The 24093-nt window shown below is 59.5% G+C and carries 22 protein-coding genes, 1 tRNA gene and 1 pseudogene; 6 read left to right on the top strand and 18 right to left on the bottom strand.

Annotation, left to right across the window (positions count from 1 at the left end; genetic code table 11):
- Window positions 1-8: 8 nt before the first annotated feature.
- The 10 genes from AB3G45_RS12505 to AB3G45_RS12460 form a co-directional block, all read right to left on the bottom strand.
- The gene (locus tag AB3G45_RS12505; RefSeq protein ID WP_367830864.1) at window positions 9-1508 is read right to left on the bottom strand and encodes a TniQ family protein; all 1500 of its coding nucleotides are present in this window, start codon (window positions 1506-1508) and stop codon (window positions 9-11) included.
- Window positions 1501-2457: a TniB family NTP-binding protein gene (locus tag AB3G45_RS12500; RefSeq protein WP_367830863.1), complete on the bottom strand. Its 957-nt coding sequence runs from the start codon at window positions 2455-2457 to the stop codon at window positions 1501-1503. The genes AB3G45_RS12505 and AB3G45_RS12500 overlap by 8 nt, the downstream gene beginning before the upstream one ends.
- Entirely contained in the window at window positions 2454-4847 is a 2394-nt protein-coding gene (locus AB3G45_RS12495; RefSeq protein WP_367830862.1) for a hypothetical protein, read from the bottom strand. The genes AB3G45_RS12500 and AB3G45_RS12495 overlap by 4 nt, the downstream gene beginning before the upstream one ends.
- Window positions 4844-5614 carry a hypothetical protein gene (locus tag AB3G45_RS12490; RefSeq protein WP_367830861.1) on the bottom strand — a complete coding sequence of 257 codons (771 nt, stop codon included), beginning with the start codon at window positions 5612-5614 and terminating at the stop codon, window positions 4844-4846. Before AB3G45_RS12490 ends, AB3G45_RS12495 begins: the two co-directional genes overlap by 4 nt.
- 76 nt (window positions 5615-5690) lie before the next feature.
- Window positions 5691-5849, bottom strand: coding sequence for a hypothetical protein (locus tag AB3G45_RS12485; RefSeq protein ID WP_367830860.1), 159 nt, complete (start codon window positions 5847-5849; stop codon window positions 5691-5693).
- A gap of 1278 nt (window positions 5850-7127) precedes the next feature.
- Window positions 7128-8855, bottom strand: coding sequence for an AAA family ATPase (locus AB3G45_RS12480; protein ID WP_367830859.1), 1728 nt, complete (start codon window positions 8853-8855; stop codon window positions 7128-7130).
- A complete protein-coding gene (locus AB3G45_RS12475) occupies window positions 8741-9538 on the bottom strand; it encodes a hypothetical protein (protein WP_367830858.1) in 798 nt (265 codons plus the stop codon). The genes AB3G45_RS12480 and AB3G45_RS12475 overlap by 115 nt, the downstream gene beginning before the upstream one ends.
- A 71-nt stretch (window positions 9539-9609) precedes the next feature.
- Entirely contained in the window at window positions 9610-11526 is a 1917-nt protein-coding gene (locus AB3G45_RS12470) for a hypothetical protein (RefSeq protein ID WP_367830857.1), read from the bottom strand.
- A 38-nt stretch (window positions 11527-11564) separates the two neighbouring features.
- A complete protein-coding gene (locus tag AB3G45_RS12465; RefSeq protein ID WP_367830856.1) occupies window positions 11565-12053 on the bottom strand; it encodes a hypothetical protein in 489 nt (162 codons plus the stop codon).
- A gap of 161 nt (window positions 12054-12214) precedes the next feature.
- The gene (locus AB3G45_RS12460) at window positions 12215-12448 is read right to left on the bottom strand and encodes a hypothetical protein (protein ID WP_367830855.1); all 234 of its coding nucleotides are present in this window, start codon (window positions 12446-12448) and stop codon (window positions 12215-12217) included.
- A gap of 207 nt (window positions 12449-12655) precedes the next feature.
- Here AB3G45_RS12460 and AB3G45_RS12455 point away from each other — a divergent pair, with 207 nt between their 5' ends.
- On the top strand, window positions 12656-12961 hold the full coding sequence (locus AB3G45_RS12455) for a hypothetical protein (RefSeq protein ID WP_367830854.1): 306 nt from the start codon (window positions 12656-12658) through the stop codon (window positions 12959-12961).
- On the opposite strand, the gene AB3G45_RS12450 is transcribed toward AB3G45_RS12455, so the two are convergent.
- Window positions 12936-13304 carry a hypothetical protein gene (locus tag AB3G45_RS12450; RefSeq protein WP_367830853.1) on the bottom strand — a complete coding sequence of 123 codons (369 nt, stop codon included), beginning with the start codon at window positions 13302-13304 and terminating at the stop codon, window positions 12936-12938. The genes AB3G45_RS12455 and AB3G45_RS12450 overlap by 26 nt on opposite strands.
- Window positions 13305-13639: 335 nt before the next feature.
- Between AB3G45_RS12450 and AB3G45_RS12445 the strand changes: the two genes are divergently transcribed.
- Window positions 13640-14899, top strand: coding sequence for a hypothetical protein (locus AB3G45_RS12445; protein ID WP_367830852.1), 1260 nt, complete (start codon window positions 13640-13642; stop codon window positions 14897-14899).
- 568 nt (window positions 14900-15467) lie between these two features.
- Window positions 15468-18296: an NACHT domain-containing protein gene (locus AB3G45_RS12440; RefSeq protein ID WP_367830851.1), complete on the top strand. Its 2829-nt coding sequence runs from the start codon at window positions 15468-15470 to the stop codon at window positions 18294-18296.
- 149 nt (window positions 18297-18445) lie between these two features.
- Here AB3G45_RS12440 and AB3G45_RS12435 read toward each other — a convergent pair.
- Window positions 18446-18521 (bottom strand) — tRNA-Ile (locus AB3G45_RS12435).
- Between the two features lie 154 nt (window positions 18522-18675).
- Here AB3G45_RS12435 and AB3G45_RS12430 point away from each other — a divergent pair.
- Window positions 18676-19431 carry an SIMPL domain-containing protein gene (locus AB3G45_RS12430; protein ID WP_367830850.1) on the top strand — a complete coding sequence of 252 codons (756 nt, stop codon included), beginning with the start codon at window positions 18676-18678 and terminating at the stop codon, window positions 19429-19431.
- A gap of 220 nt (window positions 19432-19651) precedes the next feature.
- Here AB3G45_RS12430 and AB3G45_RS12425 read toward each other — a convergent pair whose 3' ends face one another.
- The 5 genes from AB3G45_RS12425 to AB3G45_RS12405 form a co-directional block, all read right to left on the bottom strand.
- Window positions 19652-20035: a hypothetical protein gene (locus AB3G45_RS12425; protein ID WP_367830849.1), complete on the bottom strand. Its 384-nt coding sequence runs from the start codon at window positions 20033-20035 to the stop codon at window positions 19652-19654.
- 111 nt (window positions 20036-20146) lie between these two features.
- Window positions 20147-20497, bottom strand: coding sequence for a nuclear transport factor 2 family protein (locus AB3G45_RS12420; RefSeq protein WP_367830848.1), 351 nt, complete (start codon window positions 20495-20497; stop codon window positions 20147-20149).
- A 63-nt stretch (window positions 20498-20560) separates the two neighbouring features.
- A complete protein-coding gene (locus tag AB3G45_RS12415) occupies window positions 20561-20983 on the bottom strand; it encodes a secondary thiamine-phosphate synthase enzyme YjbQ (protein WP_367830847.1) in 423 nt (140 codons plus the stop codon).
- A 10-nt stretch (window positions 20984-20993) separates the two neighbouring features.
- On the bottom strand, window positions 20994-21119 hold the full coding sequence (locus AB3G45_RS12410) for a hypothetical protein (protein ID WP_367830846.1): 126 nt from the start codon (window positions 21117-21119) through the stop codon (window positions 20994-20996).
- 53 nt (window positions 21120-21172) lie between these two features.
- Window positions 21173-21526: a DUF1428 domain-containing protein gene (locus tag AB3G45_RS12405; protein ID WP_367830845.1), complete on the bottom strand. Its 354-nt coding sequence runs from the start codon at window positions 21524-21526 to the stop codon at window positions 21173-21175.
- Between the two features lie 262 nt (window positions 21527-21788).
- On the opposite strand from AB3G45_RS12405, the pseudogene AB3G45_RS12400 reads away from it, so the two are divergent.
- A pseudogene (locus AB3G45_RS12400) lies at window positions 21789-22074 on the top strand (GIY-YIG nuclease family protein).
- A gap of 6 nt (window positions 22075-22080) precedes the next feature.
- On the opposite strand, the gene AB3G45_RS12395 reads toward AB3G45_RS12400, so the two are convergent.
- Window positions 22081-22653, bottom strand: a complete 573-nt coding sequence (locus AB3G45_RS12395) for a transglycosylase SLT domain-containing protein (protein WP_367830844.1) — start codon at window positions 22651-22653, stop codon at window positions 22081-22083.
- A 300-nt stretch (window positions 22654-22953) separates the two neighbouring features.
- On the opposite strand from AB3G45_RS12395, the gene AB3G45_RS12390 reads away from it, so the two are divergent.
- Window positions 22954-24060, top strand: coding sequence for a branched-chain amino acid ABC transporter substrate-binding protein (locus tag AB3G45_RS12390; protein WP_367830843.1), 1107 nt, complete (start codon window positions 22954-22956; stop codon window positions 24058-24060).
- Window positions 24061-24093: the final 33 nt, after the last annotated feature.

Raw genomic sequence — 24093 nt, 5'->3', positions numbered from 1 at the left:
TCTATACTTTATTCTCCGTGCTTATCGCAGTTGATAACGATCATCAACTGATCTGGCTGGACTGCAGATCGATTGAAGCCGACGGAAACGTGGAGTCCGCGGAAGCCGGAGAGTTTCGGGTCGAGGCGCAAGACACCGATCTCTCCTTTCAGGACGGCGACCGCCACATCGCCAACGGGGCGTTTCTCGGCGCGGCAATAGGCACGGAATTTCCTCGACGCTCCGATTGCGACCCGGGGGATCGCGGCGATGGAGCTGAGGATGCCATCGACCTGACGACGCAGAAACCGCAGGCCGCGGCCAGCGTCGCCCGAGGCCCGTTCGACGGGGGTGAGATAGCCGGCCGCTACAAGCGGCGAGACTTCCCAGCTACGGATGCCGAGCAGTTCTCCGACCTCTTCCCTGGTCAGCATCGCCTCGACCTCGCGCCTGATCTCCACGACCTGGGACCTGTCGAAAGAAAGGCGGCGCTTGCCGCGCCTGCCGCCGTCGACAGCGCCAAGAGCGCTGACGAGGCTAGTCAGACCGCGGCGGTCCATCCCGAGATCGGCGGCCAGCGCGGTGAGGCTGACCATGCTGTCTTCGTCAGCGTCGACGGCGCGGTTTCCCGTCAGGGCGGCGACGTGCGCCTTTCGGAAGGCCGACAGCAGCACGCGGCGCGCAGACACGTCCGGCAGGGAACGGGCCTGGTTGTAGGCCCATCCGAACACGACGGAATAAGAGGCGTCGATCTCGGCGTTGGAGAGGTTGTCTGTCATCCAGCGGGCGATGACATTAACCAGATGGACCCGATCCCTACTCACGGCGCGATAGCCGACATCGGCGGTGCGGGTCTCCAGTTCGGGGATGGTATCCGCCTTCGGATTGGAGACGAGGCGGCCAACCAGATGACAGAGATCGATCACGACAGTCACGTCGAGATCGTCAAGCAGAGGTGCTTTCCAGGCATCCTCGTAGCCCATGCGCATCAGAAGGTAGGCCGCCAGCGTCCCCCTACGAAGTACGTTTGGACGGCGTTCGCCTGCCAGCGTGTTTCCGCTTTTGGTCACGTCGAACCTTGGCCACCACCAGCCGACAGGGCGGTTGTCAATATCACGGTCGGCAAGTTCGAGGTCGTGATAGGGGCAGCGACGCACCGCAACGATGTCCCACCAATTCCGGTGATAGGCTTTCTCGGCGAGGCAAGCCGCGCACCAGCGCCGTCCGCTGAACGACAGGTCGCGCTTGGCGAAGCGCTGACCACCGAGCCAGTACGATCCATCTCTTTCGACCGGGGTGGCATGTGCCAGCCGACGGCGCCGGTCGTCAGAGATAGGAAGGCCGCACACGACTTCCAGCAACGACGCAGGTACGATGTTGCGGCCGTTGACTTCGATCCACTTCGAGTAGACCCGCATACTGTCGTGTCCCTCATCGTCCACCAGACGGGCGAAATAGCCTAATGCGCCCTCGGTCTTCCCGGGTTCGATGGACCAGTTGCTGAACGGCATCGTCAGACGATCAAGCATGGCGGTCACCTCCACGACCAAATGGCACGTAGTCCGCGTCCACCGACAGACGCTCGGCGGCGGCGCGGCGCAGGTGCTGGAGGGTGATACGTGGGCTGTCGTCGTTGATGGCGAAGAAGGCGGCGGCCGTGATGACGTTCATCGGCCAGCCGATGGTGCCGCGGCAGATATGGAAGAAGTCGGCGACATAGTCGTTCTCGCCGAGACCCGACAGTTCGCGGAACGGCAGAAGGCGGTCGACGCCGTGGAGCAAGTACTGGAGCCGCTCACGATCCTCCACGCTGTTCTGGTCATACTTACGCATACGGAAACGAGGAAGACCGCCACGCCCCTCGATTTCCGGGATTTCCATCATCGCCTTCTCGATTGCGGGATGGCCCGCAAGCAGGATGTTGCAGAAGCGTCGGTCGGCGACATATTTGACCAGCGACATCGCGACGGTCCTGCGCTGGCCGCGATCGTTCAGGATCGCGTGCGCGTCGTCGATAACGAGAAGCTTGACGCCCATTTTCATGAGCCTGGTCGTCGCCATCTTGTTGATGGTCGCGGTGGACAGGTTCGGGATCGCGGCGGCAGCCGTCGCATCGTAGATTTCCCGTCCCAGCGACATCGAATTCCAGTCGCGGCGGGCTTCCACGTAAAGCACGGGATACTCCCAACCCGTCTCCGTCTGCACTGGAGGATGCTTGCTGGCGAAGTACTGAAGGACGAAAGACTTGCCGCTGCGGTAGTCGCCCAGCAGCGCTCCGACCTGACCGACATCGGGAGTGCCTCCGTCGACGGGCATGTGGAAGCGCTTGACGTCCTTGAGACGCGCGAGGAAGTCGTCGCTGCGGAACAGCACGTCGCGGACCATGGCCTGGCGCTCGGCCGGGGGACGGGATGCCGCCTCGGCGCGCTGTTCGGAGGTCACCATGGCGGTGACGTTGAACTGTGGAAACACCCTCATTCGTCGTCTCCTTCGCTGTGGAATTTGTTGAAGAGGTCCACCGCAGACGTACGGGCCTCGGCCTCTGTGCGACCATCGAGCGGCGGCGGGGCGACCTGCGTTAGCCGGGTGCGGGGCTCGATATCGGCGGCATGTCCGGCAAGGGGATCGCCCGGAATCGGGACAAAGTACCCGTCACTCGGAGCCTCGGGTCCTGCCGCGAAGATTTCCTTGGGCGTGCTGCCGCGCCGGGATTCGACATCGATGCGGGACCTGTTTGCAGGGGCGGGCTCGAACGGCTCGTCAATGCGCATGCGCTCGGAACTCGCCGCGGCGCTGTATACGGGATCAACGATGCGGCTTCGAGTGAACTTACGCTTGAGTCCAGCGAAGAAGCGCTCGAAGTGGTACTTGACGCGCATCGTCTTGCGGCGCTCATTCAGTTCCTTGATCTCGTCGGTCATCGTGTTGCGCAAAGCGAGAAGGTTCGTCACCGAGGCCGCGTCTTCTTCCATGCGCTCGCGGTAGACCTTTTGGATGGAGCGATGGCGGGCGAGCGTCATGCCGGTGGCGTAGGTGGAATCTGCCCCGCTGATCGGCACTTCGATGTAAGTCGGCGGATTGACGTGATGGTTGATCACCCAGATGCGGGCCAGATCGTTCGGATCGCGGACACATTTGTACCGCGTAGTTTCCGAGCGATCGGCCGCCGTGCGGTGTTTCGGGTCGGCGGTAAAGGCCGCCAGGCCTGGATCGGCATAGCGCAGGCAGTCCCACAGGATGCCGTCGTTCTGGATAGTCCTGTAAGTGACATCGCCCGCAAGGCGAGCGAATACAAGCGGATCGACGGGGCGGCGCGGAGGAGCCTGCTTGATTGTCGCCGCCCACTTGTCGTTCGGGATCGCCTTCATAGACCGAAGGACACCGATGCCCTTGACGGGACGCGTGTGATACTTCGTCGCGAAATAGGTCAGGAGCCAAGCTTCGAGTTCGGACAACGTCAAGACCGGCAGTCCCGCCTTTTTGGCTTCATCGTATTCCTTGCGACGCTGCGGATTGGATAACGTCGAACCGGGCGCGATGTGGAGTACGTCCTGATTGATGACCCTGAACGTGCGTTCGATGCCGCCTTTCTCCCATCCGTGGGAGCCGCGGTATTCCACGATCCGGAAGCCAAGCTCAGCGGCGGCAGAACGCATGTTCTCAGACAGGTTTTCCATCGCCAGATCGACGCCGACTTTCGTGGGCAGACCATACGGGAGATAGACCAGCCCGGGAAACGCGGACATGTCCTTGGGATAGATCGCGTGCTTCAACGCGGCGAGAGTGCCGATATAGCTCGGCCCTTCGAATGAAAGCGCAAACCCCACAACTGCGGCCGTGCAGCGATCTCGGAAGATGCAGAGCCAAGGTCTCTCCCAGAACACGGGATACACGTCGTCGATGGCCGTCACGTCGGCCTGCGTCCAGTCAACGTCCACCGTATCGAGGGCGCTATCCGGAAGAATCTGGCGGATGTAGATATTGAACTTCTTCTGTGCAGCCTCGGGACCATACCTGTTGGCATATTTGACGAAGCGGTCCACCTTGGCCCAGCGGCGCTGGATGGTGCTGTCGGAAGGACCACGATATTTACCGCTGCCGTCGAATACTTCCTTTCCGACCGCCTCGTTCTCAGGCAGGGCGGCCCAATGCAGGAACAGGGTCTTCACGTCGTCCCAGTCGCCTTCGGTCTGGTCGCTGACGTGATGGACGGCATCTTCCAGCAACTGTTCGGTGAACGACGAAAAACTCGTGACCCGGTTACCCGGCGGCACCTGCGGCGCGAGAGCCACAAGCGGGTCGTAGTGATTTTCGTAGTAGACGACGAGCTTCTGCCTGAGGCGGCTATAAGAGGGCGGCGGGCTATCCCCGACGCGGCTGGCACGGTCGACCGCAACCTGAAGGATCAGCGCCTTGTCCGCTTCACGACCGCGCCGTTCGGCAGCTTCCGCGATTTCGGCGACGTATCCCAGCCATTTACGGGCGCTTTCGATCTGCCAGTCCTTAAGAGCGAGGGTCTGGCCGTCGTTCACAATACCGCCCGACGATTTGTACGGCTTGAAGCGACCCTGCTGTTCGAGGGTCACGAGCTGGTAATTGGTGAGATAGAGGGTGCCGCCGCCATAGAGGTTGACGAGGGTAGCGACGGCACCGTGATAGTCGTCGGCATCCCATGACCGCACGGCGTAGTGCCCGACCTTGCTGCGGCCGGGACTGAAAATCATGTACTTCTCATCCACCGAGATCGAGACGGGCTGGGACAGCGGGGCCGCGAAATTGTGCTTAGGGACCTCCAATTCGACGGCGGTGATGGCGATGGGCAGACTTCCGAAGTTCAGAAAGTCGCTGGGTCTGCTGTAGATACTCATCGTAGGTTAACCTCCGGACGATAGCGCGGCCACCGAACGACAGAACGGTCGTCGTACGGACGCGACAGGTCGATCTCGATCTCGCCACGGTGGGCGAGTTGCATGAGGGCGGTGAAGTGGCGGTCAGTTTCGGCCAGCGTTCGCGAGAAAACGGCCTCGTCGTTCCGGCCGAGAACCTGATAGCAGGGTGACGGAAGGTTCACGGCGGCCCGGATAGCGCCGATCGTCGAAGGCAGGCTGTGACGGTAAAGCGCGTCCCGGACGGCCTCTAACGCGGGCGGATCGTCGACAAAGCTGTGCTCGTACTGACGGCGCAGGTTTGTCATCCTTGGTTCGATGTGGATCGAAAGCTCCGAATGCACCGCGTAACCGCAGCCGTGTTCCTCACGGTAGATTTCCCTGAGGGCCAGCACCCGTTCGGCGAACCCGACGCGCTCGTCCTGAATTGCAATGGGGACGTATTCAACGACAGTGATGTGCCCGTCGTCCTCCAGGACGGCAACGTCAGGAGACACGGACCTGACCTTCGATCGGCCAGAGAGATCGTGCCAGACAGAGTATTCGAGCTTGGGCGGATAAACCGCGATCCTGACGACACGCGGGTCGGTTTCCAGATGGATCAGGCCATCCGACATCAGCGGCAGCCTGGTCCTGATCCAAGGTGCTGAAGCCTTACGGGTGGGAAAGACCCCTGGAAGCGTCGCGTGTCGGGCTCGGTCCTTGATCTCGCGACCAGGGAGGTAGGGCTCTGTGAAGATGTGTTTCATTCTCCGCCTTTCCATGGCTCCGCCATTCGCGGGAATCACGGTCCCCGCGAATGGCAGTTTTCCTGGTTGATGCCGGTTAGATGCTGTTCCGATCCGGGCGATCCGAGACGCGGCAGAGCAGGCGCTGCAGTTCTTCGTCGAGGTCGACTGTGCCGATCTCCTCAAGACCCTCGAGGTCAAAATCGAGAGAACCGAGATGGATACGTTTCGTGAAAGCGTGCTTTACGAGAAACATGGACGCACTTCTCCTATTGCCGTCCGCTACCTGCGGCGGCTTGCGAGGAAATTGTCGGGCCTTCGATCCGCCCCCGAGGTCGGTCTTGGCCGTCGATTTGGTTGAGGCTTCGACCGCTGCCGCGCCTTGGCGAGGTCAGGTCGGAGCGAATGCGGTTAGGCATCGCCGCCCGCCTATTCGCCCCGCGCCAGAAACGCCCGTCCCGCGATCCGTTTCCGGGACGTACGCCCCGGAAACCGACAGCCGATCCGCTGGAAAACACAGCTCCGCCAGCTCCGTTAACGCTTTGGACGCTAACGAGCCAAGTGACCGGTTTTCCTGTTGAATTTCCGTCCTACCCGGGATATTTCTGCGCCATGGCTTTTTACCTCTAAGTTCGGGCCATGCGGCTGGTGCCTGCGTCAACAGGTCCAGCCACTTCGAAATGGGTCGTCCGGCAGGGCGACCCATTTTCATTTCCGGCATCGCGTTGTGGCCTTGAAATGTCCAGAGCTCGCTGCCGTCGAGACCCATATAGAGTTCATTCTTCTGCATAAGCAAGAATCCCTCAGCGCTGAAAAATCGCATACGGCGACCGAACGACAACCATGACGCGTATATCTATTTCACCTCCTTTGCCGCTCTCTCCACGGGCGGGATGGCATCAAAGGAAATTCAAGGTTTCAAAAATCATGTTGAATTCATTTGGAAATTCAAGAACTCGAAAATGAATCCTTCCGTTCTCAAATCACCATTATTCGAGACACCAGCCGGAAAGAATTCACGTTCCCAAACGCGCTGCTAGCCGTTCGACCACACGCATAGGATCGGTTCACCTGACGAGGGTCGATGTGATGACGGCGGGGCTGGGGAAAACGATCCGAAGCATGCCTGGCATGAATTTCCGAACTCATATACCCCCTCCACCTGAGACACGAGTTTGACGATTTTGGTGACTGGAACGAGGTGCACCACATCGACGAAAACATTGCTGCTCGTAACATCGCGAATCCTTTTCCCGTCCCTACTGTCGTCTTGTATTTCCCGCCGTCGCAAGGAATTGTGCTGAAATCCATTGCACCTGAATTCAAGGACGCGATGCAATTGTCGCGTCGACAATTCCTTGCAAGGAAGACCAGTGTTGAGCATCGACTCAAAGCCGAGTGAACCTCGCCGCATACAACTTATGCCGGCATTACGACGACGTTAACCGTATTTTGAACTGTCTCATTTTTCTCATCCTGGCATGTACGCGAGCATTGAACCTTGAGCGAAGGACAGAGCCTGAGCCGCTAGCCATCATGTCCTGACGGATGCTGTTTTCCTCCGCGGCGACGAAAGAAGCGCTCGGACCTCGTCTCCCTCGACGCGAAACTTCGTGACAAGCATTTCCACCAGGTGGTCGAGTTCAGCACGATGGTCGGAGAGGATTTCAATTGCTCGCGCAAACTGTAACTTCAGCCTAGCGTCGACGAGCCGTCGAAGTTCGGGATCACGGTCGCGGAGATACTCAAGCGGTCTCTCTCCCCTGCCCAGCTCGACCGATAAGCTCTCACCGAGACCGAAATGCCGTTCGAGCCTAGTGGCGATATCGCTCGCGATTGCGAGATCGGACGAAGGATCGCCTCCCGCGCTATCCGAGCCGCAGCCGTATACAAGTGTTTCAGCCGCGAGGCCGCCCAGCAACATCGCGATCCGCGTATCGTAGTAGACAGCCGTTTTTGCCGCCCTCTCGTCAGGTTCGAACTCGGCCAGCCCCACGACAAGTCTTGAGCCGTGCAGCGGAACGTCCCGCTCGATATGCACGCTTGTCAGTGTATCGCACGCGAGCAACACACCGATGATCGCATGCCCAGCTTCGTGCACAGCCGTAGCTCGAAGTTCAGCGGCGTTAAAAACATGACGAGCGGGCATCACCTCCATCAACAAATCCTCGGTGACAGCAACCTTCCGCCGCCGAGCGATACGGCGGGCATCGCGAGCAAGTTTCTCGAGGTCGGCACCGGACCATCCGCGCGTCGCCCAAACAAACCGCTTCAGGTTTACGTCGATCTTTTGGCCCCGCATGTGATGAAGCAGGATCGCCGCTCTGGCATCACCGTCAGGGAGTGGAATGCCGATGAGCTTTTCGAGGCGGCCGGAGCGCAGAAGCGCCGGATCGATTACCGAAGGATTATTGGTGGCCGCGACGACTACAACTCCGTCGCGCCCTTCAGACGGATCAAGGCACTCTAACAATCCGTTGATGACCTGCCTGCGATAGTCGCGATGGTGATCATCGCTGGTCGGCGCGTCTCTGCTACCAAAGCTGTCTGCTTCATCGATGAAAAGCAGGCAAGGCGCTTTTTTTCTCGCTTCATCGAAGGCTCCTCTCATAGCCCGCAGATAATCGCCGAGATGCCCCTTCGCCTGCCATTTTGCGGCAGACGCGAGGACAAGCTCGACTCCACAAGTGTTCGCCAAAGCCTTGGCATAACTTGTCTTCCCACACCCCGGAGGGCCATACAACAATGCACCGCGGTCGACATCCTCCCACCCGATTTCTCCCGCTTTCCATGCGCGCAGGTCCTCAGAAAGCTGGATACCCCAGTCTCGTGCGGCACCGTACCCGGCCATGTCCTCAAGACGAGGGCCTGACGGCTTCGCGGGTGCGGGTCCAGCCTTCGCGGCTTCCTGCTGCGCACGAAGGAGATGCCGGACAGAAGCGGCCAGAGGTCTCGAAACCCGAAACGCGGTTGCGACAGTGTCGAATGGCAGCGGTGCCAGAAACTCGGCGATCTCCTCGGTCATGCCTGCGACCTTCGCCTCTCTGGCTCCCGCACGATAATGCTCGGGGGTCGGAGGCGCGATCTCGCTGACGATATCGGCGGACGCGATCAGATCACTCGGCAAGCCGTCGAGTTTATTGGTGATCAGCACGATCCGACGCGCATACTTGAACCTGGTATAGACTGATCGTGCCTCATAGGAGTCCGCGGTGATCGCCAGCACGGCGACAAGGTCGCACCCATTCTCGTCGACGGGCATCGGGTCTTCGAGCAAAGCTGAAGCTGCTTTTCTATAGTAGTCGATGTCGTCCTCGTTGCAGAGCAGAATCGCAACGAATGCCGTGCCTTGTCGTCGTACGGGTCCCATGGCGAGATAGCTTTGAAGAGGACCGTACCAGAGCTGACGGTTCCCGAGATGGATTTCTTCGGGTTGCGATAGACGATGGTTCCAGCGCTCGGGTCGATAGCCATGGTGGAGCCGTTGTGGTCAAAGACGCTGCGATTGTCCGGGTCGTCGACGGATGTAGCGGCTCCATCCATCGATCTGCCGAGGGCCGGGTCGGCGATATAATGCTGATCCAGCGGCTGAGGACCGCAATTCTGCACCATCGTACCCGACGAATACAGCCTGCCGTCGTTCTGGATCGTCAGGTAGAAATAGTAGTTCCCGTAGGGATCATGAGCCACAGGTCCGCCGAAGCCCTTGTCATGGACTGCATCGACCGACCATGTGCACGTCTCGCCGTGCCCCTCGATGGAAAAGGTAATCTCCACGGTCTTCCGCGATTTCGTGTCATCGATGTCGAGATGGCATGTCTGGCCGTTGCCGCAGTCGCGGGACCAGCGCCCCCGAAAATCTTCGCGGCTGGCGGCAGCCGATGCGATGCTCGCCGAGGCGGCGACGGCAACCAAGGCCATGGATGCGACGATGATGGATTTCATGAGCAGGCCCCATTGTTTTCTGTCGCGCCGACCGTCATTCCCACGACGGTCGGCGTTTACACTGTGCAGGTTTACGGATGGCAGGCCGCATTGCGCATGATGCATGCGGTCACGATCTCCACCCGCGCCCCCTGTTTCGCCAGGATCGCCGATGTGCTCTCATCCTCGGTGCCGATAACCCAATCGGCACCGCCGTCAGCCGGACTGAGGACGAAGTGCAAAAGTTCTTCTCCCTTGCGGGCGCGGTCCATCTTCATGTCCATGGTATGCGATTTCCACGCCATGTATCCGCTTGTAGCAAACGAGAGCTGCGCGCCCGCTTTGGTGGCAGCGCAGATCAGGTCCTTCACGGGGACATTTGAGCTACCGTTGAATTCCAGGACGGACACCGTGCTTTCAAGCAATTCCGAAGACGCGCCCGACGAAGTGATCGCCTGCTCGCACTTCAAGGCATCCTGTTTTTCGGCCAACGTCCTTCTGGCATCCGAGCATACCTCGTAGACCTTCGGTGCCGCTTGGGTCGAAAGTTCCGATGAAAGCATATCGCAGAGCTTGGCAGCAGCCTCGGCCACAGGGGTGTCTGGCTCGGCATCGGCAAAGGCAGCGTTGATCTGGGCGACTGCCTGTTCGGCCTGCTTGTCGGCGATCACCTCGTTTGCGACTTCACAGGTCTGGCGGACCATGTCCCTCTTGTCGCCGTCCATGCCTGAAAGGCCGTTCAACACCTCGCAGGCACCGGTAACCGCCTTCACTACTTCAGGCTGCTCGATCGAATAGCTGGCCGACTGCTCCGAAATCGAGGCTAGGCTGACGTTCAGCAGTTCACCCCGTCGCGCATCCAGCGGAGAGCCGAAGAAGCGCTGGTAATCGCTCGAGTGTCTGGAGACTGATCGAACCAGTGCCTCCTCCGGCTGGAGGTTCTTCGTTTCGATCAGTGTATCCATCGTCACGGGCAAGGCCAGAAGCCGTGACTGCTCCTGAAGCAGTGAACGGACGAGTTTCTGCTTCTCCTGCATTTCCGGCCATTTTCTTGTCATCTGGTTGGCGTAGTCCTCGATCACGTTCTCGCAGACACGCAGCCCCGAGAGGAGGTCTTCCGCCACGGCGCGCGTCCAGTAGTCGGCGGGGACACCAGCCGCCAGTTCGAGTTTCGAGAAATTAAAATACGGGTCCACCTTCAGAATCTCCTGCATGCGTCGGCAAGCCCGTTCCTTCCCGGCATATAATCCTTCCGCAGGTGTCGCACCGCCTGCCGCATAACGATCCGCCGCCTGCTGCATCATCGCAAACATTGCTTCGAGCCCGTCGCGACGGCGCATGAAATGCGAAGGGTTGGAAAGGGCCGCGTCAAGGCGCTCGGCGAAAGCCTTCCTGTCCTGTTCGGCGGTAACCGGACGCGAAGCGATATCCTTGATCAGGCCTTCGCCGTAGCGTGTCCAGAAGGACTCCACCAGTTTGCCGTAACGTTGCATATAGGTTTGCCGATCCAGTTCGGGCAGCGCGTAGATAATCGGCGGGTACCGCGTCATATCCGCGACCTTCGCGGCGACTTCATCACCGGGTTCCGGTGTTTCCATCAGCCCGAACAGTTCATCGAAACGTTCCCTTGGGCTTTGGGAGCGACTGACCGTAAACGGGGCGCACTCGGAATCCGGCGCGCCCGCCTTCCATACGGCCCGGATGGTATCGCCGTCGGCAATGAGAGCGATACGCGGATTGCCGTTGGCATCGTAGAGTTGATGGCCATCGGACCCTTTGCGTTCGGTCAATTCAAGCCATTCCACCTGGTTCGAGTCGGTCCTTTGGAAATAGACCGTCGTGGCGACCTCGCCTCCCAGTCCTTTCGCCACGGACCAGTCCGTGGCGTATTCACGGTCGAAGCACACGAAGCTGCCCGCAAAATAGAGGTCTTCGGCTTCCTCGGCGCGAACGGAATTCGGGCAAGCAAGAAGGGTTGCGACGCAGACGGTCACGAGTAGGTTTCGCATTTGAAACTCCAGAATTCAGGATTTCTGCGCGGACGAGATCAACGTCTGCGACCGGACCAGACCTGCCAGGCGCTACCGAGGAGGAGGAGAGCGAGCGCAAACGTTCCGCTTGCGAGGGAAAGCCCGCGCATCGACGAAAACTGACGGGCGTTCGCGGAGCCGAGTAACTGCGCCATCTGCCGGTCAGCGTTGCTCAATTCGCTCATGCCGGTCATGAGCGTCATGGCGGCGTAAAGAGCGGTGCCAATGACGATTACGAGTCCGACAATTTCGACGATACGGACATGCGGCTGTGTCTGAGATGCAAATCGCACCGCGATCCCGACCAGAAAGGCGAGCGGCAGAAGATATGCAATGCCGCCGAGAAGATGCGGAGAAGCAAGTGCAAGGCCGCCGCCAAATCCCATGACCTTGATATTGATGATCGGAAGCACGATAGCTGCAATCGAGAGTGCGGCCAGTCCTCCGGACAGAATGATTCCGCTCTTGCCTGCGGAAGAAATTGAATTCGTATGAACGTTTGTCATGTCAGCCCCAAAGTCAGCATTTCGAGAGCGCCTTGCTCTCGGAATGCAACTTCCAGGAAGCCATTTAGGTTTGTGGAAATTTTCGAGGGGGAATCTACCCTCGCGGAGCAATCAGGACATCAGGCAATGTGGCCACGGTTAACGTGTTGTGAAATCCTTGCTTACGATGTCCGCTTATCTCGTCGTCGGGCATACAATGACGATTTCTGAACGCCCAGCTTGATAAGGATACACCGTCCCAGCGGCATGAAGCCGATCGTTTCCAGCATCCCACCGAGCGTTTCCGTATCAGTCGTTTTTTCAGACGACGTGAGATGGGTCTTCTTCATTACCCAGCCATACCGGGTCGTAGCGGACACATCAAGCAGCGGCTGTTGTGCTTGGAAATACTTCATGGTCACTCCCAAGTCGCCCGCCAGAATCGGTCAGCATTCCGATGATCTGCTCATCCGTAAACCGCGCCCGCTTCATTCCGTTCGTCTCCTTGATACGACGGACTCTCCCAAAATCTGAAGGAAGTCTAGGGGTTCATTTCATTCCAGTTGCGCCGGCGGAGAGATGAAGAAACCCTAGAATTTATCGAAACTTTCGGAAGCACTCCCATGGAAAAAAATTTGGCTACAACCCTCCTCGGCGCGATGATGAATTGCGAGGATCGCGGAGACTTCGAAACCATGCGAGGTCATCTAGAGTATTCAGGTCAAGAGGTCGCGACATCCGGCGATCTGGAAACGGTACGCGAGTTTGCGAAGCTACTGATGCGCGTCATTAAAGCAATTGATGAAGAATCACGTTTAGGTCGAGGTTCGTTGTTGAAGTTGGACCATCCACATAATATCGAATGGTCAAATTCACGGGGCTTCGAATTTAAAATGGTCAATTCTAATTTGATTGATCATAGACAATAACTTCTTTAGTAAGAAAATCTGTCGCAACGGATTTATTAAAGTAAATATTTTCCCACACAAAGCCAGCTGGGCCTTTAAGAATATAATATTTCGCCTCATAACCGCCATCATAGACCCCCAGCAGTACGTGTATTTTTTCATAGCCGAGAACTAACTCCTCTCGCGTTTCAAGAGATTCCTTTGGCAATTTATGCCCTGCCAAATGCTTTTGGTTTCTTGCAAAATGTGCTCGTATTTCTGCAAAATTGGGGAATGACAATTGATATACCTTTCCATCTATCACCACCCTATAGTAGGAAGAATTTTGTTTCTCAGAAGTCATTTTAATAATATCGATGGGCACAGTTCTCGTCCTTACAGCGATTGTCGCCACGATTACCCCGAAATAATTTAACATCACCTTTCATCGGGATGGGTCTGCCATTCGTCCGAGTTCTTTGTCCAGGCAGTGGCGCAAGATGCGGAAAGGTTTCCGTAGAACGCGAGAAGTCGCAGAGAAGACAACTTCTCAAGGCAAGGCAACCAAGGCCTACACAAGGAAATTTGGATACGTAGGTCCCGCACACAGCTCCCGAACGGGCAATAGAAGTAGCATCTGAGGAAAATTGTTCTGATTGGCTCTGGGGACAGACCTATTGAAACGTCAGGGACAAATCAGCGCTCGTAGGGACAAACCTTTTGAGCGATTCCATCTGGGAGGAGGATCATATTGTGGATCGTGAAGAAATATTTCAGGCTACAATTCGTCAGTACCTAGAGTCACGTGACTTCAATGGCTGGGGAACGTTTCATCTCGCGGACCCACAGGAAATCCAGGCCGTCATCGGCCTGATTGAAGATCGCTTGATTGATATAATCACGCATGAGGATGACGAGAACATCCACATCAAAAGGCACGACCCTCGTTTGCCTGACGTGCAAATTGAACGACTTCGGCGGCCCCGCGAACCTAGTCATGGATGCCTATATCCGACTCCAGAGGCCCTTCGTCGCTACGGCGTCGTTCACGATGCCACGCGTCCTTACACCTCCGCTCTCCGTGAGGGCGCGCCCCAGCTCGATTTCCGTGCTTTCCGCCTGGACGTGCTTGAACAGTACCGCAACGATCCGCGCTACCGATACGAGGTAGACGACATTCACGGAACTATTTATCGCGAGCATCCTAATGTGGAGGATGACGAGTTCCACAAGTTCGGTTTCGCCTTCGACCCCGAGATAAACAGGTACGTGGCAACCTTCCTTCGATACCTCAATCACCTCTCGCCAGAGCAGCAACAGAGTTGGCGTCGTTTTGAGGTCGAAGGCGATTTCGGTCTACATCCAGATTACTATCGAACATCAATCCTTGGACAGTTCCCGGAACGGGTTTCCGTCTTCGATGCCTTCCTGAAGGAAAAGCGTATCATTAATGAGATGTGTGCTTGCATGGGCAAACCAGCGCTTTTTCGATCTGACTACGATGCATATCGTCGTCCAGCAGGGTTTGGCTTCCTCATACGTCCTACCCGAGCTGAGTTCTCGACATTCTGCCTACTTCTGGATCAGTTGCTGTCTGACGACATGGACCGAGATTTCTTCCGAGGTGACATAGAAATGGATGAACGCGGTCGCATGGACAATGGGCGCGAAATCGTGCAGCCAAAGGGAACGATTAGGCTCCTGGACGAATGGATTGATGAGAACTTTCGGATGGATGACGAGGACTTCAAGCGGGACCTGATGACCGGCTTTAGATCGGTCCGCCAAGCTCGCCAGCGTCCTGCCCACCGAATCGAAGACAATGTTTTTGATGAAGCCTATTATCGGCAGCAACGCGAACTTATTCGCGGCGCGTACACGTCAGTGCGAACGCTTCGCCAGTGCTTTGCCAACCATCCTCGCTGCCAAGACGTAGAAGTGCCTGACTGGCTTTTTGAGGGGCGTATTTGGACCAGATAACTTGAGTCGGGGAATGCGATGGCGTGGGAGCCGTGACCAAGGGGCACCTCCTTCCAAAGCGGCTCATTCGGGGCCGGGTATAAGTTCATTCCTGCGTCCTTCGACTATTTCCTCTGCGGTGAGGCGACCGATGAGCGGCGCTAGAATGACGTCGGAATTCAGCCAATCGTGTCGGGTCGAGAGCGAAATCATTGTGGGAGGAGACCACGCATTCCGGCACACGGCGCAGACGCGGCTCCCATGCGGCGCCGACACTCCGTTTCAACAACTCGACGTCCTCACCCGCACACCGATACAGGTCGGCAAACTGCTCGGTCTCTTATGGTGTCGCTCTCCATATCGGCGAGCCGGCGCGGGCATCGGACGAGGCTTCCGGTAAGGACGCTTTCAGACGCTGATACTCGGGGGCGTTACGTCCGCTTCTGGACACCTCACATGAAACTAGAGGTACCAACGGACGTGGCGGTCAGGGCTGACTCTTGTTGCCGAATCCGTAGGTGAACAAATTTTGTGGCGACCTCAAATTCTCAGCTCTGATAATTTGTGTTCGGGAACAGCGAGAATCACCGTGATCGACATTTGGACAACGAGACATACGGTTTTCCAATCCGAGGCTGATGTCGAAACTCGTTTTGTAATGCCTCTACTCCAAGCGCTGGGGCATGACATCGCCAACATCGTCCCCAAGAAGCCAGTGCTGTTTCGGGAAGGCAGGAACAGCCGCCCTGGCAGAAAGCCAGAGGCCGACTTCGTCGTTTACGCTGACAAGCCGCACTGCCGTGCCACTGCCCTTTTGGTTGTCGAGACCAAGCATCCCAAAGAACCACTGGATCAGGGGCGGGAGCAGGCCGAATCCTACGCGCAAAACCTCAGGACACCGCTCTACATCTTGACAAACGGCCATGATCTCGAGGTTTGGCAGCTCCAGATAGTCGGAGAAAGCGAATTGGTCCATTCCGGCTTGGTCGAGAAAATAGCGTCTTCCCAGGGACTATTGGAAGGACTGGCGTCGCGCGATGCGTTGATTTCGCTGTGCTCGGGCCTGCGCTTCAAGAACATGGACGTTATCCGGAGAGACCTCTCCGAGTACGAGATTAACGAGACGGCGCGATGCCAGAGGGAGCTTCGCAATACCGTTCCCCGATTCCTGAGCCGGTCTGCGCAAGGGGATATGGCAGCTGAAGCGGTACTCGACGGCGATGACAAAGGAGCGATCGTTCTAGGCTCGTCCGGCTACGGAAAAACAACGCTCGGGAAGGCATTTCTGCTTGAGGTGTTGGAAAAGAGGCTCGAAGGTTCGGCGGCCCAATTGCCGTTTGAAGTGTTCCTTCCCGACGTCCCGGCGGGCGAAGGCGCGTTCGAAGCGTATCTCGTCAATCGAGTTGCTCCACATGTGCCAGGCTATACGCTCGCATCCCTCAGGGACGAAGCGAAGACAAACGGTGTTCTGATCATCGCGGATGCTTTTGACCGGGTTTCCAATTCGGCGCGGCAGAGTATCGCCTCGGAACTGCGGAATCTCGTTCGAGACTTTCCGAAGAGTCGGCTGCTTGTACTGTCCCGGCCTAACTGTGTGCCTGACATCGAGCTGCCGACATATCGTCTGAGCGGGTTCGACGAAAAGGACTTGCTCGCACTGCTGACTGCGAGGCAGGCGCGCTCGGACCGCTCAATTGCTAGGGTCAAAATCCCCGATCACCTGCGACAGCTCTGCCAAGTCCCTCTGCTTGCCAATCTGGTGGCGAACCATTCACGATCGTTTCAGCGTTTTCCGACGAACGTGAACACGCTCTACGAAGAATGGCTGGGCGAAATTCTCCGCCCATTCCCGGCTTTGGAGAAAGGAAGGCTTCGCGCCTTTCTCGAGGAACTCGCCGCCGAAACATCTGCTCAGCCTGTTCAAATCACCCGGTGCTGGGAACTGGCGAAGGGCATGGACATTTCGGCGGGATTGGAGCAACTGGCGGACGCCGACGCCATCACCATTCGCGGAACCAGTGTGGAGCTCGTTCACGAAGGCTTGGCCGACTTCTTTCGTGTTCAACGCCTCCTGCGACTTCCATTGAACGAATTGGAACTCGCGCTGGATGCAATCGATAACAGCGATTCTTCTCAGCTCCCGGGCCTTCTCCTATCGGGCGCTACGACGCCAGAAGCCAGTCGAGTAATTTGGCATTCCCTTGCTGAGCGCAATATCCAGGTCGCCCTCTCGTCTTTGAAGTTCACCATCGGCGACGGGGAACGGCGTCCTGTATCAAGTTCTCCCGGTGTTGTTGAGGGCCTTCTCTCCGATGTTCTGAGCGGTATCGATGCACTGCTGGAGCCGCATTTCTCTGCGCAGTTGACCGACGATGTTCGCATGTGCCTGGTCGGCAAGCCCGTTTCCATCCTTGGAATCGAGGGGAATGTCAGGACTGGATGGCTCGATTTTTCGTTTTTCGACGCGGGCGAAACCGGTTCGCGGGTGCGCCTCGGTGAGGCTGAGAGTCCGTTCAGGGAATGGGGAGTGTCACTGGAGGGTCAAGGTTACGACGCCGATGCGGGACGCATCCTGGGCGCACAGCAGGTGTCCAGTGCCATCAAGGAATTGATCGATTACCGTAGGCTGAGGGGAGGCCCGATCTGGAGAGAGGAAACCGTCTTCGGCCGACTGCGTCATCTCGGGCGTCGTCACGGATTGAAATTCGAGACCCCGTACGACCTCGAAGCTTGCAAGGAGGGCCTACGCTCTTTCGCTCATCGGCGATTTGGGCCGCGATTAAGGACGCGAGGACAGTTTGTTGACGTCGACGCGCTGATCGAGGACATCAACCAGCTCCTGTCTGATGGGGTGACGGTCCTGCATCCGTGGTGGGTGGAACCTTACGATGTCGATTTCACCGATCCCTCCGAGCGCGCGAGCCTCGCTGCGACCTTTGATGCGTTCTTTCGAAGACGCCAGCAAGCCTACGTGGAAATCGTGGAGCAGGAGATGCCGGGGTTGGCCGGCTGCCTCCCCGAATACGCGTCGATTCCTGTGAGATATAATCTGAAGGGATCGTTGTCTGACGTCCAGGGCACCACCAATCTGCATCTCTATTTTGAACGATGGCCGGTGGCGGAACTTGAAGATGCGGGTGCCGATCTAAGTTTTCCGGAGAGGCCCCAGACTGATTTCTCGAGCAACGCGATGGACGCCTATGTATCGAAAACGGAATTGATGCTCGCCAGGACTGGGCGTATCGGAACCAATTTCCATATCGTGAGAGGAGGAATGCCGGTCCCGCAATTCAACGGTCGTTCGTATCGGGCAAACGACCGCGAAGACGAAACGGCAGTGGTCTCTTCAGTGATGAAAATGCTCGGAGACGACTGCCAGAAAGTCTTCGGCGTGATTCCCGAGTTCAGATGGAGGTGATTTGCGCGACGACAGTCCGGATCGATGTGGCAATGAACACTTCAATTAAGGGACAGAACGAGAAAACGTCGTTTATTCAATGAAAACAACGATCGTCGGGACAATCGAATTGACGAAAAAATCATCGAGTCTGACGAACTAGAATAAGTTGGTGGGCCCGGAGGGACTCGAACCCCCAACCAAGCGGTTATGAGCCGCCGGCTCTAACCATTGAGCTACAGGCCCGGCCCGGCGGATGGCCGGGGGCGTCGGTCAATGGCGGCCGACGTGTAGAGATCGTCTAGACGAATTCGGCGGGTCTCACAAGCGCCGCCGCATTCTCCACACAATCACCGGCGAAGAACGGCCCCAGGGACACAATCATCAGGAGATCTTCTTCATGTTCCACGGAACCCCGGGTCGGCGCACGGGCGCCTGCCTTGTCGCGCTTTCGCTCGCTCTCGCCGCCGCCCTTCCCCTGGCCGCGCGGGCTGAGGACAGCGCCAAGCCGCGCGAGGCGACCATCGTCGTCACCGGCGAGGGCAGCGCGGAGATGGCGCCCGACATGGCGCTGATCGACCTTGGCGTCGTCAAGGACGCCAAGACGGCCCGCGAAGCGCTCGACGCCAACAACAAGGCCATGGCCGACATTCTTTCCGCCCTGAAGGAAGCGGGCATCGCCGAGCGCGACCTGCAGACCTCCGGCTTCATGATTAACCCGCAATACCAGTATCCGCAAAGCTCGACCGGCGAGAACCCGCCGCCGGTGCTGACCGGCTTCCAGGTCACCAACACGGTGACGTTGCGCGTGCGCGACCTCTCCAAGCTCGGCGAGATCCTCGATACGGCCGTCACGCTCGGCGCCAACCAGGGCAACGGCATCCGCTTCGTCAACGACAAGCCGGACACCGCCGTCAGCGCGGCGCGCAAGAAGGCGGTCGAGAACGCCATGGCCAAGGCGAAGGAACTGACGGATGCCGCCGGCGTCGGCCTCGGCCGCGTGCTGGAGATCTCCGAAACCACCTATCGCGCCGAACCCATGCCGATGATGCGCGCCATGGCCAAGGACTATGCCGAAGGCGGCGCCGTGCCGCTTGCCACCGGCGAGAACAGCTATTCCGTCACCGTCAACGTGACCTTCGCGCTCGGCAACTGAGCCGGGCGGCAGAAAGAAAGAGAGAGGGCCGGCGTCACGCCGGCCCTTTTCGTATCGTGCGCCGGACCGGCGCGCGGCCGGAATGCAAAAACCCTCCCGGCAGAGCCGGGAGGGCAGCCGTTCGCCGGCCGGGGGTGACAGGACGAACGGCGTTCCTCGGGCGCGCGGCCGGCGCGCCGCTGCCAAGGCATTGGCGGCCTTGCTCTTTGCTGGAGACGCCTCAGCGCCAGAGGATCGGGCAATGGCGGTCGTTGGCGAAGACGATGCGGCCGTAGCCGTCGCGGCGGAAGCCCTCGACGACGACCTTGCGCCCCGTCACGTCGGCGACACGGGCGCGGCGCAGGCCGTGGTCGCGGGCCTTGGCGACGGCGAAGCGGAGATCGCAGCGGCCCCCGCGGCCCCATGCGCCCGCACGCCGGTCGTGGCGGCGATCCCAGCGGTCGCCGCGCCCGTCCCGGTCGTGCACCGCGTAGAAGCCGTTGCGGTAGCCCACCTTCTCGATCGACAGCGTGATATCCGCAGCGGAAGCGGCCGGCATGGACGCGTTCAGCGCGCCGAGGCCGAGAACGACGGCAAGAAGGGATTTTCTCAGAAAGCGGCTCATCGGGGATCTCCTGTTCATACCGGCCGGGGCGTTGCGTCCGGCTGTTGGGGAGACCTTAGGGAAGCGAGGCTGAATGCAGGCCGAAGCCGACGTTCAGCCTCCGTTCAACTTTCATGAACCGGTAAAGAAGGCGATGCGGGTGATGAACCCGTCCTCAAGCTCGAGCAGCAGGATCTTCTCCTTCGAATAGGCATCGCCCGCCGCCGACCGGCCGCGCGCCGTCAGGCGGATCGCGACATTGTTGCCGAGCGCATCGCTCATCACCAGCGCATCGCCGTAGCTCTCGTCGAAGGCCTCGAAATGCCGGGCGAGACGGGCGCGCAGCGCAGCGCGGCCCGTGTCCATGCCCTCGCCGATGCCGGAGATCGCGACATCCTCGTGCGCCTTGCCGGCAAGGGCCGCGACGTCACGCGCGTTCAGCGCCTCGATGACGGCGTGGTTGAGGCTTTCGGTATTGGCCATGGGTCTCTCCTTGGAGCGTTTGCGGGACGCCGCAGGAACGTTCCATCGTTCGGACCGGTTCCGTCAAGGACCGAGATGCAGCACGATTTCACGCCGGTGCGGGCTGTCGCGGTGCTCGAAGAGATAGAGGCCCTGCCAGGTGCCGAGCGCGAGGCGGCCGCCGACGACGGGAATGCCGATCGAGACGGCGGTCAGCGCCGCCTTGATATGGGCGGGCATGTCGTCCGGCCCTTCCAGCGTATGGACGATCCAGCGCATGGCGGGATCGTCCGAGGGCGGCACGAGGCGGCGGAAGAACTGGTCGAGATCGTGCCGCACATCCGGGTCGGCATTCTCCTGGATGAGCAGCGAGCAGGAGGTGTGGCGCACGAAGACCGTCAGCAACCCTTCCTCCGTGCCTGCGCGCCGCACGAAGGCGGCGGCCTCGCCGGTGAATTCGTAGAGCCCCTGCCCTCGGGTCGGAACCGTCACGATCGTCTGCGGCATGGTGCCTGCCTCAGCCGATGGCCCAGAACAGGGTGCCGACGACCACGATGAAGGCGAGGATGACGCCCATGAAGCGCGCCAGGCCCATATTCGTGTCCGTCGTGGTTCCGACGATCGCATAGTAGAGGTTCGTCATGGCGCTTCCTTTCTTGCGGGTCCGGATGCGGGTTTAGCCTACCTCCCCGCGGCTCACAACTCGACGACCGCCTCGAAGCCGCCGTAGATCATGCGCTTGCCGTCGAAGACATCCTTCCAGTCGTCGCTCTTCAGGCGTTCGTCCGCCATCACCTTGGCGAGGATTTCGTCACGCTGCGCGCGCGAGGGATAGGTGATCCAGGCGAAGATCACCGCCTCGTCGTCCTTCGCCAGCACGGCGCGGGGAAACGAGGTGAGTTCGCCATAGGGCACGTCGTCGCCGATGCACTCGACATAGTCGATCGCGCCGAACTCCTTCCAGATGTCGCCCGCCAGGCGCGCCATCGCCTTGTACCGCTCCAGATTGGCCTTCGGCACGGCCAGCAGGAATCCGTCGACATAGGTCATGATCGTCTCCTTCCAGGGTTTGGACATGACAAAGACGTGTGGCGCGGGGGCGATCCGACAAGGGGGACGGGTTTTATTCGGCGTGACGGCGGAGGGCGGCGGTAGTGGGCCCTCGGGTCAAGCCCGAGGGTGACGGAGAGGAGGAGACGCAGCCCGTCTATCGAACGGTGCGGCATGTGGCGCCGCCGCCTTGGCCGTCATCCTTCCTACTTCCGTCACCCTCGGGCTTGACCCGAGGGCCCACCGCCGCGCAAACTGCCCCATGGCGGGATATGTCTACATCATGACCAACCACACGCATGGGACGCTCTATATCGGCGTCACCTCGGACCTTGAACGGCGTGTCTATGAGCATCGCGAGGGCATGTTACCCGGCTTCACGATGAAACACGGCTGCAAACGGCTGGTTTGGTACGAAGAACACGAGAGCATAGGCACCGCCATCCAGCGATGAGAAATCGCTCAAGCGGTGGTATCGGCAATGGAAGATCGAGCTCGTCGAAGCGCTCAACCCGCAATGGCGGGACCTGTATCCGGAGCTTGGCTAGCCCCCCTCACCACGCCCCGCAATTCTTCAACTGGCGCGAATAGCCGGCCGCCATGTTGGCCGCGCGCTTGGCGCCGGCCTTGGCCGTGCCGCTCCAGTTGCCGCGCGAATAGCCGGCATGGCCGTGGTAGTAGGCGATGTAGAGGCGGTAGGTGTCGTTGAGGGCGATGCCGTTCTTGCGGTTGCTCTCGGCGTGATACCAGGCGATGAAACGGATCGCATCGGAGAAATCGGTGCGGCTGGCGGCCCAGCGACCGGTCACGCGCTTGTACTGCGCCCAGGTGCCGTCGAGCGCCTGCGAGAAGCCGAGCGCGCTCGATTGCCGTTTCCAGGGGATGAAGCCGAGGAGCCTCGTGCGCGGCGGGCGCGCATTGTGGCGGAAGCCGGACTCCGTATAGATCGTCGCCATGAGCACGGGAACGGGCACGCCATATTCGCGCTCGGCGCGGTAGGCGGCTCGCCGCCAGTTGTCGAACAGGCCGTCACGTTGCTCGAAGATGGCACAGGCGTTCTGCGTCTGCCGTGGAACGGACGCACATCCGGCAAGCAACAAGAGGACGACGATCAAGACGCAACGCATCGCAGATCCTCAAAGTTTCCGGATATTTATGATTGGTAAATCTTAACAATCCGTTTTGATTCAAATGCCCCCCATTGCCTTCCATTCACACCGGTGATCCGCCCATCAACTATGCAAATGCATTATTTTGTTGCTCTTTTTCCCCTTCCGGCCTAATCAATCTGCAGCACGCCGGCCCTTCGCGAACGATTGTGCCGGACCGTGAGAGAACCCGCTCCGCATCGAAAACCGGCCTACGCCGTCCTCATGCGTGAGCATCTGCGACCGGGCCATTCCGCGGCCCCAGTTGAGGAGACATCCATGAAAAAGAAGATTTTTGCCGGCGCCCTGCTCGCCGCATCCGTCGCCTTTGCCCCGCTTGCCCATGCGGATATCGTCATCGGCCTCGTCGCCCCCCTGACCGGCCCGGTCGCCGCCTATGGCGACCAGGTGAAGAACGGCGCGCAGGCGGCCGTCGACCAGATCAACAAGAACGGCGGCATCCTCGGCGAGCAGGTCGTCTTGAAGCTGGCCGACGACGCCGGCGAGCCCAAGCAGGGTGTTTCGGCCGCCAACCAGATCGTCGGCGAAGGCATCCGCTTCGTCGTCGGCCCGGTGACCTCCGGCGTCGCCATCCCGGCCTCCGACGTCTTCGCTGAGAACGGCGTGCTGATGGTCACCCCGACGGCGACCGCACCGGACCTGACGGCCCGCGGCCTTACCAACGTGCTGCGCACCTGCGGGCGCGACGACCAGCAGGCCGAAGTCGCGGCCGCCTATGTGCTGGCGAACCTGAAGGACAAGAAGGTCGCCGTGATCCACGACAAGGGCGCCTACGGCAAGGGCCTGGCCGACGCCTTCAAGGCCGCGCTCAACAAGGGCGGCGTCACCGAGGCGCTCTATGACTCGGTCACCCCCGGCGACAAGGATTTCAGCGCGCTGATCACCCGCCTCAAGTCCGACGGCGTCGAGGTCATCTATTTCGGCGGCTACCATCCGGAAGGCGGCCTGCTGGCCCGCCAGATGAAGGACCTCGCGGTCAACGCCACGATCATCGGCGGTGAAGGCCTGTCGAACAGCGAATACTGGGCGATCGGCAACGAAGCGGCCGGCGGCACGCTGTTCACCAACGCCTCCGACGCGCTGAAGAGCCCCGATTCGCAGGCGGCCGTCGCCGTACTCAACGAGAAGGGCATCCCGCCGGAAGCCTTCACGCTCAATGCCTATGCCGCCGTCGAGGTTCTGAAGGCCGGCATCGAGAAGGCCGGCAGCGCGGAAGACTCCGCCGCTGTCGCAGCCGCGCTGAAGTCCGGCGAGGCCGTCCCGACCGCCATCGGCAAGCTGACCTACGGCGAGAACGGCGACCTCACCTCGCAGAGCTTCTCGCTCTTCAAGTGGGAAGACGGCAAGATCGTCGCCGCCGAATAAGGCGCGGGCAAACCGAAACGGAAAACGCCGGGG

Source organism: Shinella sp. S4-D37 (assembly GCF_040812195.1).
Classification (GTDB): domain Bacteria; phylum Pseudomonadota; class Alphaproteobacteria; order Rhizobiales; family Rhizobiaceae; genus Shinella.
The sequence above is the reverse complement of the archived record's forward strand: the minus strand, read 5'-3'. Positions and strand labels throughout refer to the sequence as shown.

Excerpts from the sequence above, each read along its gene's own strand:
- AB3G45_RS12465 (WP_367830856.1), bottom strand. The coding sequence starts at position 12,053 with ATGACAAACGTTCATACGAATTCAATTTCTTCCGCAGGCAAGAGCGGA.
- AB3G45_RS12430 (WP_367830850.1), top strand. The coding sequence starts at position 18,676 with ATGTTCCACGGAACCCCGGGTCGGCGCACGGGCGCCTGCCTTGTCGCG.
- AB3G45_RS12495 (WP_367830862.1), bottom strand. The coding sequence starts at position 4,847 with ATGAGTATCTACAGCAGACCCAGCGACTTTCTGAACTTCGGAAGTCTG.
- AB3G45_RS12490 (WP_367830861.1), bottom strand. The coding sequence starts at position 5,614 with ATGAAACACATCTTCACAGAGCCCTACCTCCCTGGTCGCGAGATCAAG.
- AB3G45_RS12425 (WP_367830849.1), bottom strand. The coding sequence starts at position 20,035 with ATGAGCCGCTTTCTGAGAAAATCCCTTCTTGCCGTCGTTCTCGGCCTC.
- AB3G45_RS12505 (WP_367830864.1), bottom strand. The coding sequence starts at position 1,508 with ATGCTTGATCGTCTGACGATGCCGTTCAGCAACTGGTCCATCGAACCC.
- AB3G45_RS12470 (WP_367830857.1), bottom strand. The coding sequence starts at position 11,526 with ATGCGAAACCTACTCGTGACCGTCTGCGTCGCAACCCTTCTTGCTTGC.
- AB3G45_RS12500 (WP_367830863.1), bottom strand. The coding sequence starts at position 2,457 with ATGAGGGTGTTTCCACAGTTCAACGTCACCGCCATGGTGACCTCCGAA.
- AB3G45_RS12410 (WP_367830846.1), bottom strand. The coding sequence starts at position 21,119 with ATGACGAACCTCTACTATGCGATCGTCGGAACCACGACGGACACGAAT.
- AB3G45_RS12460 (WP_367830855.1), bottom strand. The coding sequence starts at position 12,448 with ATGAAGTATTTCCAAGCACAACAGCCGCTGCTTGATGTGTCCGCTACG.
- AB3G45_RS12475 (WP_367830858.1), bottom strand. The coding sequence starts at position 9,538 with ATGAAATCCATCATCGTCGCATCCATGGCCTTGGTTGCCGTCGCCGCC.
- AB3G45_RS12420 (WP_367830848.1), bottom strand. The coding sequence starts at position 20,497 with ATGGCCAATACCGAAAGCCTCAACCACGCCGTCATCGAGGCGCTGAAC.
- AB3G45_RS12455 (WP_367830854.1), top strand. The coding sequence starts at position 12,656 with ATGGAAAAAAATTTGGCTACAACCCTCCTCGGCGCGATGATGAATTGC.
- AB3G45_RS12395 (WP_367830844.1), bottom strand. The coding sequence starts at position 22,653 with ATGCGTTGCGTCTTGATCGTCGTCCTCTTGTTGCTTGCCGGATGTGCG.
- AB3G45_RS12485 (WP_367830860.1), bottom strand. The coding sequence starts at position 5,849 with ATGTTTCTCGTAAAGCACGCTTTCACGAAACGTATCCATCTCGGTTCT.
- AB3G45_RS12405 (WP_367830845.1), bottom strand. The coding sequence starts at position 21,526 with ATGACCTATGTCGACGGATTCCTGCTGGCCGTGCCGAAGGCCAATCTG.
- AB3G45_RS12415 (WP_367830847.1), bottom strand. The coding sequence starts at position 20,983 with ATGCCGCAGACGATCGTGACGGTTCCGACCCGAGGGCAGGGGCTCTAC.
- AB3G45_RS12480 (WP_367830859.1), bottom strand. The coding sequence starts at position 8,855 with ATGCCCGTCGACGAGAATGGGTGCGACCTTGTCGCCGTGCTGGCGATC.
- AB3G45_RS12390 (WP_367830843.1), top strand. The coding sequence starts at position 22,954 with ATGAAAAAGAAGATTTTTGCCGGCGCCCTGCTCGCCGCATCCGTCGCC.